General features: G+C 67.7%; 10 protein-coding genes and 1 pseudogene. 8 read left to right on the top strand and 3 right to left on the bottom strand.

All coding sequences use genetic code 11. The features are described 5' to 3' along the window. Positions 1-189 precede the first annotated feature (189 nt). Positions 190-1,197: a LacI family DNA-binding transcriptional regulator gene (locus ACZZ93_RS07800; protein WP_053098797.1), complete on the bottom strand. Its 1,008-nt coding sequence runs from the start codon at positions 1,195-1,197 to the stop codon at positions 190-192. Between the two features lie 205 nt (positions 1,198-1,402). On the opposite strand from ACZZ93_RS07800, the gene ACZZ93_RS07795 reads away from it, so the two are divergent. From ACZZ93_RS07795 to ACZZ93_RS07775, 5 genes are all read left to right on the top strand, one after another. After that, positions 1,403-2,728 (top strand): ABC transporter substrate-binding protein, encoded by a 1,326-nt coding sequence (locus ACZZ93_RS07795; RefSeq protein WP_463510799.1) that lies wholly within the window; start codon positions 1,403-1,405, stop codon positions 2,726-2,728. A 63-nt stretch (positions 2,729-2,791) separates the two neighbouring features. Next, positions 2,792-3,676: a carbohydrate ABC transporter permease gene (locus tag ACZZ93_RS07790; protein ID WP_053098799.1), complete on the top strand. Its 885-nt coding sequence runs from the start codon at positions 2,792-2,794 to the stop codon at positions 3,674-3,676. Between the two features lie 4 nt (positions 3,677-3,680). Further along, positions 3,681-4,586 carry a carbohydrate ABC transporter permease gene (locus ACZZ93_RS07785; protein ID WP_230101259.1) on the top strand — a complete coding sequence of 302 codons (906 nt, stop codon included), beginning with the start codon at positions 3,681-3,683 and terminating at the stop codon, positions 4,584-4,586. A gap of 1 nt (position 4,587) precedes the next feature. Then, complete coding sequence (locus ACZZ93_RS07780) at positions 4,588-7,212, top strand: family 78 glycoside hydrolase catalytic domain (protein ID WP_463510798.1); 2,625 nt, start codon at positions 4,588-4,590, stop codon at positions 7,210-7,212. Beyond that, positions 7,209-8,255 (top strand): family 43 glycosylhydrolase, encoded by a 1,047-nt coding sequence (locus ACZZ93_RS07775; RefSeq protein WP_463510797.1) that lies wholly within the window; start codon positions 7,209-7,211, stop codon positions 8,253-8,255. Before ACZZ93_RS07780 ends, ACZZ93_RS07775 begins: the two co-directional genes overlap by 4 nt. Positions 8,256-8,261: 6 nt before the next feature. Here ACZZ93_RS07775 and ACZZ93_RS07770 read toward each other — a convergent pair whose 3' ends face one another. Further along, a complete protein-coding gene (locus ACZZ93_RS07770) occupies positions 8,262-9,194 on the bottom strand; it encodes a LysR family transcriptional regulator (RefSeq protein WP_056276933.1) in 933 nt (310 codons plus the stop codon). Between the two features lie 71 nt (positions 9,195-9,265). Between ACZZ93_RS07770 and ACZZ93_RS07765 the strand changes: the two are divergent. Next, positions 9,266-10,994 (top strand): annotated as a pseudogene (locus tag ACZZ93_RS07765) (L-aspartate oxidase). A gap of 74 nt (positions 10,995-11,068) precedes the next feature. Here the strand turns inward: ACZZ93_RS07765 and ACZZ93_RS07760 are convergent. Beyond that, the gene (locus ACZZ93_RS07760; RefSeq protein WP_072592208.1) at positions 11,069-11,386 is read right to left on the bottom strand and encodes a hypothetical protein; all 318 of its coding nucleotides are present in this window, start codon (positions 11,384-11,386) and stop codon (positions 11,069-11,071) included. Positions 11,387-11,504: 118 nt separating this feature from the next. Here ACZZ93_RS07760 and ACZZ93_RS07755 point away from each other — a divergent pair, with 118 nt between their 5' ends. Next, a complete protein-coding gene (locus tag ACZZ93_RS07755) occupies positions 11,505-12,998 on the top strand; it encodes an L-serine ammonia-lyase, iron-sulfur-dependent, subunit alpha (protein ID WP_072590750.1) in 1,494 nt (497 codons plus the stop codon). A gap of 52 nt (positions 12,999-13,050) precedes the next feature. Further along, positions 13,051-13,803, top strand: coding sequence for an AAA family ATPase (locus ACZZ93_RS07750; RefSeq protein ID WP_463510796.1), 753 nt, complete (start codon positions 13,051-13,053; stop codon positions 13,801-13,803). Positions 13,804-13,812: the final 9 nt, after the last annotated feature.

Genomic DNA, 13,812 nt, shown 5'->3' with positions numbered 1-13,812 from the left:
GCGGGGGTTTTGCGTTGTCCGGCATCCATGCGGTCTCCATCTTCGGCTCCACTTTTCGGCCCTCACGCCCATCCAGCGAACGCCCATCCAGCGAAGGAGAACTCACGCTGCGAAGGAGCGGATGCGAGTTTCAGACCTTCGGTACGGGTGATCTCCGTCGCAGCGAGCGAGCGGTGATATGACTGCAGGTCAGTCCCTGCGCCACATCTCGCCGAGGGTGGACGTGCGGGGGAGCAGGCGCGGCTCGAGGGTGACGCTGCGCGCCGCCGCACCGGGGTCGGCGATGCGCTCCAGCAGGAGATCTGCTGCGACGGCGCCCATCTCCTCGCCCGGCTGACTCACCGTGCTGATCGGGATCGCACTCTCGGACGCGAAGTGGTTGTTGTCGTAGCCGGTGATGGCGATGTCGTTCGGAACCGAGAATCCGGGCACCTCGTTGAGGATCTGGATGAGGCCGATGGCCACGAGATCGGATGCTGCGACGATCGCGTCGTAGGCGCCCGCACCGCGGGCGAGGATCTGCCGTCCGGCATCCCGTCCGTGCCTGATGTTCACGCCTCGCGTCTCGAGGATCTCGATGCGCGCGTCGGGGTGCGCGGCGGTCGCCTGCTCGGCGCCCTCCCAGCGCTGGTTGACGGCCGTGAGGAAACGCGGACCGCCCACGAAGAGAAGTCGTCGGCGCCCGAGCGCGATCAGGTGCGATGCGGCGAGCGCCCCGCCGTGGCGCTCGTCGACGGTGACTCCCGGGTACGCGAGAGACGGGGACTCGAAGTTCACCAGCACGGTCGGAGTGGTGCGGTTCTCGGGATGCGGCGACTTCGCGAGCGCCGTGTCGAGAGGGGCGAGGATGATGCCGGCCACGCGCGAACGGTCGAGCAGCTCGAGGTTGTGCACCTCGCGATCGGGGTCGACGTCCGAGTTGACGATCAGCACGTCCATCTTGTGGCGCCGCAGCGCTCTCTCGGCGCCGCGCGCGATGTCGACGAAGAAGGAGTTGCCGAGGTCGGCCAGCACCAGGCCGACCGAGGTGCTGTTTCCCGCGGCGAGAGAGCGCGCGGCATCGTTGCGGACGAATCCGAGCTCGGCGATGGATGACAGCACCTTGCGGCGGGTCGCCTCTCGCACCTTCTCGGGATTGTTGAGGGTGTTGGACACAGTGCCGAGGGCGACTCCCGCGTGAGCGGCGACGTCCGCCATGCTGGGCTTCGAGCGCCCGGGCGGGGAGTGTCGGTCACGTCATCCTCCTCGGCATCGTCGCCATGACCTGGCTCTTCAACTCTAGAGCATCACTATTCGTGAAGCGCTTCATTTGTGATGCGTAACTCTCTTGACAACGCCTTTTTTCTATGGCATGGTGTGAATGAAGCGCTTCAAAAGAGGCGTCGCTCTTCAAGGAGGAACAGTGACCACAGCAATGAGGCGCGCCCGTCGCCTGGCCCCCGCAATCGCGCTCATCGGCGTCGGCGCTCTCGCGCTCTCCGCCTGCTCCGGCGGCTCCGGAGGATCGGGCTCCGAGTCCGGCGCCGGTTCCGGCGAATTCACCTATCTCGGCCAGACCGAGAACACCACGATCATCAGCACGCTCGAGACCCTCGCCGGCGACCAGTGCAAGGCTGCGGCCGACGCGGCGCCGCTGACGTCCGATGACATCTCGGGCACGCAGTGGGACCAGCAGCTCCAGCTGCTCGCGAGTCAGGACGGTCTGTCGGACATGCAGATGGCTGCCGGCACCCCCGCGCTCATGTCGGAGTTCATCGACGGAGGCAAGGTGCTCGACCTCTCCCAGGCGCTCGACGACCTGGGCGTCTCCGACCGGCTGCTGCCCGCGGCTGAATCGACGGTCAAGGCGCTCTACGGTGACGGTGCGCTGTACGCGCTGCCGACCGAGTTCAACATCGAGGGGTTCTGGTACAACAAGGAGCTTCTCGAGAAGAACGACATCGAGGTGCCCGAGACGTGGGACGACCTCGTCGATGCCGCAGCCACGCTCAAGGACGCCGGCGTCCAGCCGTTCGCCACCGCGGGCAAGGACGGCTGGCCCGTCACCCGCCTCGTCGGCGACTACATCTTCCGCACGCTCGGCCCCGACGCACTCCAGAGGGTCGCGGACGGCGATGCGAAGCTGACGGACCCCGAATACGTCGCCGCCGCAGACGCGGTCGCTGAACTCGGCAAGGCCGGATACTTCGGTGACGCCGTCGGCTCGATCGACTACAACGCCTCGATGAACCTGTTCCTCAGCGGGAAAGCCGCCTTCTACTACATGGGCAGCTGGGCGCTGGCGAACTTCAACGACGAGGAGCAGAACCAGATCGGGGTCGACAACGTCGGCTTCGCGCGCTTCCCCGCAGTCGAGGGCGGCGAGGGCAGCATCGACCAGATCCCGGCCAACGTCGGCATCCCGGTGATGTTCGCCGAGAAGAACTACGACGATGAAGCGGCCGCGTGGCTGAAGTGCATCGCTGAGGGCTACGGCGACACGGCGCTGAACGAGAGCGGTGTCGTCTCGGGCTTCGTGGTCGACAACCCTCCCGCCGATCTGCCCTCGACGACGCAGACCGTGCAGGACGAGATCGCGAACGCTCCGTCGAGCGTGCTCTGGTTCGAGGCGCTCTTCACCCCGAAGGCGACCGGCATCAGCCAGAACAACGGTGCAGGTCTCGCCAACGGCAGCCTCTCCGGCGAAGAGTTCATGACGCTCGTCCAGGCCGCCAACGACGAAGGCTGACCCACTCTCGGGGCGGGCATCCGCCCGCCCCGAGACCGTCCTCGTCGCATCAGGAGATCCACCATGCACAAAGTCCTCGGTGACAAGCGCGCCATCTTCGTCCTGCTCGGACCCGCGCTGCTCGTCTACTCCCTCGTCATGCTCGTCCCGATCGTGTGGTCGCTGTTCTACACGGTGCAGGACGGCAACCCCATCACGGGCTTCACCTTCAACGGGTTCGACAATTTCACCAAGTTCTTCCAGGACCCGGCCGCCTGGGACGCGATCTTCTTCACCCTGAAGTACGCGCTCATCCTCACCGCCCTGCAGGTGATCGTGGGCTATCTGCTCTCTCTGATGTACGTCTTCTGGCTGCGCAAGGGATCGGGGATCATCCGCACGATCGTGTTCTTCCCCGTGGTGCTCCCCACGGTGGCGGTCGCGCTGCTGTTCCAGCGACTGTTCGAGGCCGCGCCGACCGTCGGACCGGTGAACTCGTTCCTCGGGATCCTCGGAGGGCAGAACCTCGACTGGTTCGGCACTCCTGATGCCTCCTTCTGGGTGATCATCGCGATGGACCTCTGGCGGTCGATGGGCTTCTATGCCGTGCTGCTGTACGCCGGACTCGTCGACATCCCCGATGAGTTGATCGAGTCGGCGCGCATCGACGGGGCATCCGGCTGGAAGCTCATCCGCACGATCGTCCTGCCGCTGTCGCTGCCCGTGCTGCTGTCGTCGATCATCTTCAGCATCAACGGCACGCTGAAGGTCTTCGACACGGTCGTGGCGCTGACCAACGGCGGACCCGGCAACGCGACCACGCCGCTGACCCTGTACATGTTCCGCACCTCGTTCGCCTACGGCGACTACGGGTACGGGAGCACGATCGCCCTCATGCTGACGATCCTGTGCCTGCTGTTCACGGTCTTCATCTTCCGCTCCACCCGCCGCGATCTGACGAAGGACTGAACCAGTGAGTGCGACAACCGCCATCGTCACGGGCACCCCGCTGCCCACCCGCCGCGACGTCGATCCGAACCGTCGAGGCGCCAGAGACTTCTTCCGACGGCTGCCGATCCGGCTGCTCATCGCCGTGCTGCTCATCGTCGAGGTCTATCCGATCCTGTGGATGCTGCTCGGCTCGTTCAAGACGCAGAACGAGTTCCTCAACGAGCCGTTCTGGGCTCTGCCGCAGTCGTGGGACATCGTCAACTACATCGAGGTGTTCACCACCGGCGAGTTCGGCAAGTACATCCTCAACAGCGTCGTCGCAGTGTTCCCGTCGCTGGCGATCATCCTGGTCTTCGGCACCGCAGCCGGCTTCGCGCTCGAGGTCATGGTCTGGAAGGGGCGCGGCACGGTGCTGCTGCTCTTCCTCGCGGGCATCATGGTGCCTGCGCAGATGATCCTGCTGCCGCTGTTCACGATCTACTTCCGCACGAACATGACCGGCACGCTGTGGCCGCTCATCATCACCTACGTGGCGCTGGGGATGCCGTTGACCGTGTTCATGATGGCGACCTTCTTCCGCTCGGTGCCTCGGGAGATCTTCGAGGCGTCGACACTCGACGGCGCATCCATCTTCCGTTCGTTCTTCTCGATCGGCCTCCCGCTGGTCAAGAACGCCCTGTTCACGATCGGTCTCGTGCAGTTCTTCTTCCTCTGGAACGACCTGCTCATCGCCCTGACGTTCACCAACAGCAGCGACCTGCGCACGATCCAGGTCGGACTGCTCAACTTCACCGGAGAGTACGGAGCGGTGCAGTACGGGCCGACCTTCGCCGCGATCTCGGTCAACGTGCTCGGGACGCTGCTCATCTACGTGTTCCTCAACCAGCAGGTCATGAAGGGCCTGACCGCCGGATCGGTGAAGGGCTGACATGACGAACATCATCGAGATCTGGCTGGAGAACAGGCGCGGAGGCAAGACCCTCGGCATCGGCGAAGCCGAACCGCGGATCTCCTTCGTGGCGGATGCTGCGGCAGACGCCTTCGAACTGGAGTTCGTCGCCGACGACGGAACGGTGCGCGCCGAGCGCACGACGTCGACGCAGCGCGTCGCCTGGCCGTTCGCGCCTCTCGCGCCACGCGCCGGGGGAGACCTGCGCATCCGCGCCCTCGATTCCGGCCCCTGGAGCGAACCGGTGCGGATCGAGTCCGGGCTCGGTGACGACTGGCAGGTCGACTTCGCCTCGCCCTCGGTCGTGGCCGACCGCACGGCACCGCGGCCCGCGTATCTGCTGCGGGCTGCCATCGCCGAGGGTGCACTGCCCGGCGACATCGTGCGGGCCCGGATCCACTCCACGGCGCACGGCGTGTACGAGCTCGAGGTCAACGGTGAGCGTGTCGGGGACGACGTGCTCGCACCGGGGTGGACGAGCTATGGCCATCGTCTGCGCTACCAGACGCACGACGTCACCGCGGCGCTTCGTGCCGGAGAGAACGTGATCGGCGCATGGCTCGCCGACGGCTGGTATCGCGGTCACATCGGGTTCGACGGGGGCGTGTGGGACATCTACGGATCGGATGTCGCGCTGCTCGCGCAGCTCGAGGTCACCACGGCGGACGGTGTCACTCGACAGGTGTCCCTCGAGTGGCTCACGGCGCCGTCGCCGATCACCGCGGTCGGGTTGTATGAGGGCGAGAGCTTCGATGCGCGGTTGACGGAGGGCGGCTGGTCCGCGCCGGGATTCGACGCCTCCACCTGGAGTCCGGCGGCCATGTTGCCCCGAACCGATTTCCCGGCGGCGATCGAACCGCCGACCGCTCTGTCGGTGCAGGAGACCGAGACGCTGCGCCCGGTCACGGTCGAGCGTCAGCCGAGCGGCCGCATCCGTCTCGACTTCGGTCAGAACATCTCGGGGGTGCTCCGTATCCGGGTGCGAGCGGATGCCGGTCACACCGTGACGCTCCACCACGCGGAGGTCATCGAGAACGGCGAACTCGGCATCCGTCCGCTCCGGGCGGCGACATCGGTCGACAGCTACACCGCCGCGGGTTCGGGTGAGGAGATCTACACCCCTCGCTTCACGATCCACGGCTTCCAGTACGCCGAGCTCGAGAACTGGCCGGGCGAGCTCCGCGACGGAGACGTCGAGGCGGTGGTGATCCACACCGGCATGCGGCGCACCGGCTGGTTCGAGTCGTCGAACGACGGGCTCGACAGGCTGCACTCGAACGTCGTGTGGAGCATGCGCGACAACTTCGTCGATCTGCCGACCGACTGCCCGCAGCGTGACGAGCGCGTGGGGTGGACCGGCGACATCCAGGTGTTCGCGCCCACCGCGCTGCGCCTGTTCGCGGCCCACGGCACTCTCACCGGATGGCTGCGCGACCTCGCTGTCGAGCAGGCTGATCAGGGGCATGTACCCAACTTCGTACCATGGGTCGAGTGCGGCTTCCCGAACTTCCCGACGGCCGCGTGGGGCGATGCGGCCGTGATCGTGCCGTGGGAGATGTACCGCAACGACGGCGACATCCGGATCCTCTCCGACCAGTACCCGAGCATGCGCGCCTGGGTCGACCTGGTCGACGAGCTCACCGATCACACAGGACTCTGGAACACCGGCTTCCAGCTGGGCGACTGGCTCGACCCGACCGCACCACCGGAGGACCCCGGCAAGTCCCACACCGACAAATACCTGGTCGCGACCGCCTATCACGTGCGCACGGCGCGCATCGTGGCCGACGCTGCTGCTCTGCTCGGCGAGGAGGCGGATGCCGCGCACTATCGCGGTGTCGCCGAACGAGCGTCCCGGGCCTTCCAGGATGAGTTCCTCAGCGACAGCGGCCGCGTGGTCAGCGACACTCCGACGTCGATCGCCGTCGCGCTGGTGTTCGAGCTCTTCGAGAACGAGGAGCAGGTGCGGCGGGCCGGCTCCCGGCTGCAGGAGCTCGTCGGAGCGGGCGGCTTCCACATCTCGACCGGTTTCGTCGGCACCCCGATCATCTGCGATGCGCTGGTGCGCGCGGGAAGCATGGACTACGCCTATCACCTGCTGCTGCAGGACGAGCTGCCGTCTTGGCTGTATCCGGTCAGCATGGGCGCGACGACGATCTGGGAGCGCTGGGACAGCATGCTGCCGGACGGATCCATCAACCCCGGCGACATGACGTCGTTCAACCACTACGCGCTCGGAGCCGTCGCCGACTTCCTGCACCGGGTGGTCGCGGGGCTCGCGGCGGATGCGCCCGGGTGGGAGAGGATCCGCTTCGAGCCGCAGCCGGGCGGTCGTCTCGAGCACGCGAGTGCGCGGTACGACAGCGTTCGCGGCACGGCGTCGATCGCGTGGCGGCGTGACGGCGAGCGCCTGTCCATCGACGTCGAGGTGCCCGCGGCATCCGTCGGCGTGCTCGTTCTTCCGGGATCCGCGGAGGAGATCCCCGTCGGCCCCGGGCGCCACTCGTTCACCACGACGTTCCGCGCCGTGGAGGACGACCCCGAACGGCCGTTCTTCGGCTGGCGCAGACCGGAGCCCGTTCTCGAGACCGAGGGAGCAGCATGACTCAGCAGCACATCCGGCCGGGGCAGGTGTGGCTCGACACGAAAGGCGAGCGCATCCACGCCCACGGCGGATCCGTCATCACCGTCGACGGCGTGCACTACTGGTACGGCGAGAACAAGGAGTTCTCGACGCCGGGGAGCGGGATCTGGCACTGGGGAGTGCGGTGCTACTCGTCGAACGACCTCGTGAACTGGGACGACCGGGGTGTCATCATCCCGCCGAACGAGGACGACGAGTCCTCACCGCTGCATCCGACTCAGGGGCTCGACCGACCGCACATCATCTTCAACGCCGAGACCCGCACGTACGTGTGCTGGGTCAAGGTCATGACGAAGGGATCGGTGCAGCGCTCGACGGTGCTCACCAGTGACAGTATCCTCGGTCCGTACGAGATCCAGCGCACCTGGCTGCGTCCGCTCGACATGAGCGCCGGGGATTTCGATCTGGTCGTCGATCCGCACGACGGCAAGGGGTACTACTACTTCGAACGGGTGCATTCCGAGATGATCTGCGCCGACCTCACCAGCGACTACACCGATGTCACCGGGTACTACTCGACCCACTTCCCGCAGCCGCAGCCGCCGTACGTGCGCGAGGCTCCGGCGCACTTCCAGCGCGGCGGACTGCACTACCTGCTGACCTCCGGCACCACGGGGTACTACCCGAACCCGTCCGAATCGGCGGTGGCGCGCAGCTATCACGGTCCGTTCGAGGTGCTCGGCGACCTGCATCCGGGCGACGAGTCGCGCACCTCGTTCCACTCCCAGATCTCATCGGTGTTCCGGCATCCAGGAAAGAAGGACCTCTATATCGCCGTCGCCGATCGGTGGCTGCCGCGGTATCTCGAGCACGGCGACCGCGCGCGACAGGCGTTCATCGAGCATTTCGCACCGGGGAAGGACGGCGACGAGCCGATGGAGGAATTCGCCTACGTCGACACCTCGATCGCCGACTACGTCTGGCTGCCGATCCGATTCGAGGGCGACCGGCCGATCATCGACTGGCGCGACGAGTGGTCTCCCGACGAGTACGAAGACGCCTGAGCGACCTCAGTCGAGCAGGCTCGTGATGGCAGGGTCTCGGCGGGCGACCTCAGCGGCCGTGCCGACGATCACGTGACGCATCGCGGCCACCGCGACGGCCGGCGTGACGTCCGCACGGTGGGCCAGGCTCACCGTGCGCCTCATCATCGGGTGCGAGATCCTGACCGACCGCAGCGCCGGCTGATCGAGCAGCACCATCGCCGGAACCACGGCCACGCCGACGCCTCGTTCGACGAAGCGGAGCAGCGCGTCCATCTCGGCGCCCTCGAGGACGAAGTTCGGGGTCAGCCCTGCCGAGCGGAAGGCCGCATCGGTCGTCGCCCGCAGCTCATAGGTCTCGTCGAGCGCGATCAGCGGCAGGGTGGCGAGGTGGGCGAGGCTCATCACCGTGGAGGTCGAGACGGGAGGCTCGGATGCCGCGGACACGACCACCAGCTCTTCGGTCAGCAGCGGCATGCGCGTCAGGCTGAAGCCCGACGGCGGCGGACCTTCCGACTCCGTGATGAGCGCGATGTCGACGGCACCCACGGCCAGCTGATCGACGAGCAGCCTCGACCCACTCTCGGTGAGGTGCAGGTCGACGCCCGGGTGGGCGGCGTGGAAGGTGCTGATCGCCTCGGCGACGAGGCTGATGCAGAGGGTGGGCGGTGCGCCGAGTCGCACGCGGCCACGGCGGAGTCCGGCGAGCTCGGCCATCTCCTCGCGGATCGCGTCGGACTCGGCGAGCATGCGCTGAGCGCGGGGGAGCAGGGCCTCTCCGGCGGCGGTGAGTCCGATGTGCCCGCGCGCCCGGTGGAAGAGCTCGGCGCCGAGCTCGCGTTCGAGTGTCGAGATCTGTCGGCTGAGCGACGGCTGGGCGAGGTGCAGGTGCTCGGAGGCGCGGGTGAAATGGCCGAGGCGGGCGACCTCGACGAACCCGCGGAGCTGCTCGAGGTTCATGTTTTCAGTGTATCGATACCAGTAGAACAATGCATTGGAGTTATCGGGACACCGTACTTAGCGTGGAAGGCATGAGCACTCGCGAACGTCAGATCTCCACCACGGTCCTGGTCATCGGCACCGGCGGCTCCGGGCTGCGGGCGGCGATCGAGGTCGCCGAGCACGGCATCGACGTCCTCGCCGTCGGCAAGCGCCCGCGCCAGGACGCGCACACCTCTCGCCGCCGGCGGCATCAACGCCGCGCTGGGCACCATGGACGAGGCCGACAGCTGGCAGCAGCACGCCGCCGACACGATCAAGGAGAGCTACCTGCTCGCCAACCCGCACACGGTCGAGATCGTGACGCAGGGGGCCGAGCGCGGCATCCGGGATCTCGAGCGCTGGGGCATGGACTTCGCCCGCGAGGACGACGGCCGCATCTCGCAGCGGTTCTTCGGGGCGCACACCTTCCGTCGCACGGCCTTCGCCGGCGACTACACGGGTCTCGAGATCCAGCGCACCCTCGTCGCGAAGGCCGAACAGCTCGAAGTGCCGATCCTCGACCACGTCTACATCACGCGTCTGCTCGTGCGCGACAACGTCGTCTTCGGCGCCTACGGCTTCGACCAGTCGGACGGCACGCGCTACCTCATCCACGCGGATGCCGTGATCCTCGCCGCGGGCGGGCACAACCGCATCTGGCGCCGCACCTCGTCACGACGGGACGAGAACACCGGAGACTCGTTCCGGCTCGCGGTCGATGCGGGCGCCCGCCTGCGGGACCCGGAGCTCGTGCAGTTCCACCCGTCCGGGATCATCGAGCCCGAGAACGCCGCCGGGACCCTGATCTCGGAGGCGGCCCGCGGCGAGGGCGGGATCCTGCGCAACGCCCTCGGTGAGCGCTTCATGTCGAAGTACGATCCTGAGCGCATGGAGCTCTCGACACGCGACCGTGTCGCGCTCGCCGCGTACACCGAGATCGCCGAAGGGCGGGGCACCGAGAACGGCGGCGTCTGGCTCGACGTCTCGCATCTGCCGCGTGAGACGATCATGACCCGTCTGCCCCGCGTCTACCAGACGATGATGGAGTTGCAGATGCTCGACATCACGACCGATCCGATCGAGATCGCGCCCACCGCGCACTACTCGATGGGTGGCGTGTGGGTGCGTCCCGACGACCACCAGACCGACGTCGACGGGCTCTACGCGATCGGCGAGGCATCGAGCGGCCTGCACGGAGCCAACCGCCTCGGCGGCAATTCGCTCATCGAGCTGCTCGTCTACGGGCGCATCGTCGGGCAGGCGGCCATGGCGCATGCCGCGGGGCTCGACGCTCAGCGCCGCTCGGCGGACGCGGTCGCCCAGGCCCGCGCCGAGATCGATGACCTTCTCACGGCCGACGGTCGCGAGAATGTGCGAGCCCTGCAGCGCGCGATCCGCAACACCATGACCCAGCACGCCGGTGTCGTGCGGTCGGAGGACGGACTCCGTGCCGGCCTCGCCGAACTCGACATGATCGAGGGGCGGATGGAGGACATCGGCATCCACCCGGACATCGCCGGATTCCAGGATCTCGCGCATGCCTTCGACCTCAAGGCATCGGCGCTCGCCGCGCGAGCCACTCTCGAGGCTGCGCTGGAGCGTCGGGAGACGCGCGGATGTCACAACCGCAGCGACTACCCCGACACCGACCCGACGCTGCAGGTCAACCTCGTCTGGTCGCTGACCGGCGGAGTCACGCGCGAGTCGATCCCGGAGATCCCCGCCGAGATCGCCGAGCTCATGCGCGAGGTCGACACCGAGGGCAAGCTCGTCGAATAGCCGCATCCGAACTCGCTCCCGTCGCAGGGTGCATCGCGACGGAAGCGGGGGTGGTCGAGCGAGGTAGGAGTCGCTCAGTCGCCCTCGTCGGTCTCCGGACCGTCGATGACCCCGATCCCGACCGCCTCATGGTCGGGCTCGGGGTCGTTTCGCGACGGAGCCTTGGGCTCTTCCGAGGGCTCCTTCTCGGTGCTCGGCTCTTCGAGTTCGTCGTTGCTCGGAACCTCCGACGGATCCGCGTCTTCGGGGGACTCCGCCTCCGCCGGCTTCTCGGCGGTGTTCGCCGGATCCTTGAACTCGCCGGCATCGCCGGACGAGGGCGTGGGAGTGGGGGTCTGGGCCTCGGGGTCGAGGCCGGAGGTCGGGTCCTGCTCGGGCGTGCTGTTCGTCATGATCGTCCCTTTCGCATCGAGTGCACCCCCAGCATCCGTCAGCGGCTGCGAGGCGAGAAGGGCCTTGACGACAGCCTCCGGAGCGTCCGTCTTCCTGCGCACGACGTAGGCTGAGGAGGTGACAGCGTACGTCTCGGCCTTCGATCTCTTCTCCATCGGAGTGGGCCCCTCGAGCTCCCACACGGTCGGGCCGATGCGGGCGGCCCTCGCGTTCGCTCAGCGCCTGCGCTCGTCCGGAGCTCTCGATCGCGTCGCACGCATCGGATGCACGCTGTACGGCTCTCTCGGCGCCACCGGAATCGGTCACGGCACGCCGGATGCGGTCGTCGCGGGCCTTCGCGGGCTGTCGCCGGAGAGCTGCGACCCGGCCGACGTGCGCGCCGCCTGGACCGACCTTCGCGACGGCGCCACGGTGCGCGTCGACGGGGTCCATGAGATCCCGTTCTCGAAGGCCGACATCGTCTTCGAGCCGCGAACCCGGCTGCCCGGTCATCCGAACGCGATGACCATAACCGCCCGGGACGATGCCGGCGGTGTCGTCGCCGAAGAGACCTATTACTCCGTCGGCGGCGGGTTCATCCGCCGGGACGGCGAGGAGGCGAAGCTCGCCTCGGCCCCACTGCCCTACTCGTATGCCGACGCCGCGTCGCTGCTCGCACTGTGCGACGAGCACGGACTGTCGATCGCCGAGATCGCGCGACTCAACGAGACCGCTGAGCGCTCGGAAGAAGAGGTCGCCGCCGGACTCGATGCGATCTGGGACGCCATGGCTGCGTGCGTCGAGAACGGACTGCACTCGGACGGCGTCCTGCCGGGGATGCTCAAGGTCAAGAGGCGGGCGAGCATGATCCGCGCGCAGCTCGAGGAGGCGGAGGCCGACGGTCATCGCGAGCTGCCGGGAGAGTGGCTCGGTGCCTTCGCGCTCGCGGTCAACGAAGAGAACGCGGCGGGCGGTCGCGTCGTCACGGCGCCGACCAACGGCGCGGCCGGCATCCTCCCCGCCGTCGCGATGTACTGGTGGCGGTTCCTGGCGGATTCGGGCCTCGGTGCGGGCAATGCCGTGACGCCGTACGGAGAACTCGTCGGCAGTGCGCTGCTCGGCTTCGACGGCACGCGGGCGATCGAGGCGGCGCAGGCCGAGGACGACGACGCCGTCGCCGACGCGAACCGCCGCCGTGGCATCCGTCGGTTCCTCCTCACGGCCACGGCGCTGGGCTCGCTGTTCAAGGCCAACGCCTCGATCTCGGGGGCCGAGGGCGGCTGCCAGGCCGAGGTCGGCTCGGCCTGCGCGATGGCTGCCGGAGGGCTCACCGCCGTGATGGGCGGCACCAACCGGCAGATCGAGAACGCCGCCGAGATCGCGATGGAGCACCACCTCGGGCTCACCTGCGACCCGATCGGCGGCCTCGTGCAGATTCCGTGCATCGAGCGCAATGCGATCGCCGCGTCGACGGCGGTGACGGCCGCCCGTCTGGCGCTGCGCGGCGACGGCAGCCACTATGTCTCCCTCGACGCGGTGGTCGAGACGATGCGCCAGACCGGAATCGACATGTCGACCAAGTACAAGGAGACCAGCGAGGGTGGTCTCGCGGTTAACGTCATCGAGTGCTGAGTCATTCCGGGCGCGTCGGCGGCTGCGGATAGCCTCCTCTGAGGAGGCGCGCATGGAATCGATCTGGACCCCGGGCAGTCGCAGGCGGCGGGAGCAGCCCATCGTCGCCGTGCGCGCGAATGGTGACGCGCCGGATTCCGGCCGCGTGTGGCCGACCACCATTCCCGCCGTCGCCCAGGTGCTCGAGGAAGGCATCGATCTCGCTCCCGGGGTGACCTTCCTCGTCGGCGAGAACGGCAGCGGCAAGTCGACGATCGTCGAGGGCATCGCCGTCGCCTACGGGCTCTCGCCCGAGGGAGGGTCCCGCCAGGCGATGCACAGCACGCGCCCCAGCGAGTCGCCGCTGTCGGAGTGGCTGCAGCTGCAGCGCGGAGTCGGAGCCAACCGCTGGGGATTCTTCCTGCGAGCCGAGACCATGCACTCGTTCTACACCTACCTCGAAGAGAATCCCTCCGCGAGGGGCGACGTGGCGTTCCACGAGATGAGCCACGGCGAGTCCTTCCTCGCTCTGCTCGACAGCCGATTCGATGAACCCGGCTTCTACTGTCTCGACGAGCCAGAGGCAGCGCTCTCGTTCCAGTCCACCCTCGCCCTGATCGCGGTGCTGCAGCGCATCGTCGACGACGGTGGTCAGGTGCTGTGCGCGACGCACTCGCCGGTGCTCGCCGCGCTGCCGGGAGCTCGCATCCTCGAAGTGGGGGAGTGGGGCATCCGTCCCGCCGAGTGGAACGACCTCGAGCTGGTGAACCACTGGCGGTCGTTCCTGCAGGACCCGCCGCGGTACCTGCGGCATCTGCTCGACTGAGGGGAGCGC

It is taken from the genome of Microbacterium sp. AC026, assembly GCF_979258475.1.
The sequence above is the reverse complement of the archived record's forward strand: the minus strand, read 5'-3'. Positions and strand labels throughout refer to the sequence as shown.

Bases quoted from the DNA above. Each gene is read 5' to 3' on its own strand.
- ACZZ93_RS07800 (WP_053098797.1), bottom strand. From the start codon at position 1,197: ATGGCGGACGTCGCCGCTCACGCGGGAGTCGCCCTCGGCACTGTGTCC.
- ACZZ93_RS07790 (WP_053098799.1), top strand. From the start codon at position 2,792: ATGCACAAAGTCCTCGGTGACAAGCGCGCCATCTTCGTCCTGCTCGGA.
- ACZZ93_RS07780 (WP_463510798.1), top strand. From the start codon at position 4,588: ATGACGAACATCATCGAGATCTGGCTGGAGAACAGGCGCGGAGGCAAG.
- ACZZ93_RS07775 (WP_463510797.1), top strand. From the start codon at position 7,209: ATGACTCAGCAGCACATCCGGCCGGGGCAGGTGTGGCTCGACACGAAA.
- ACZZ93_RS07770 (WP_056276933.1), bottom strand. From the start codon at position 9,194: ATGAACCTCGAGCAGCTCCGCGGGTTCGTCGAGGTCGCCCGCCTCGGC.
- ACZZ93_RS07760 (WP_072592208.1), bottom strand. From the start codon at position 11,386: ATGACGAACAGCACGCCCGAGCAGGACCCGACCTCCGGCCTCGACCCC.
- ACZZ93_RS07750 (WP_463510796.1), top strand. From the start codon at position 13,051: ATGGAATCGATCTGGACCCCGGGCAGTCGCAGGCGGCGGGAGCAGCCC.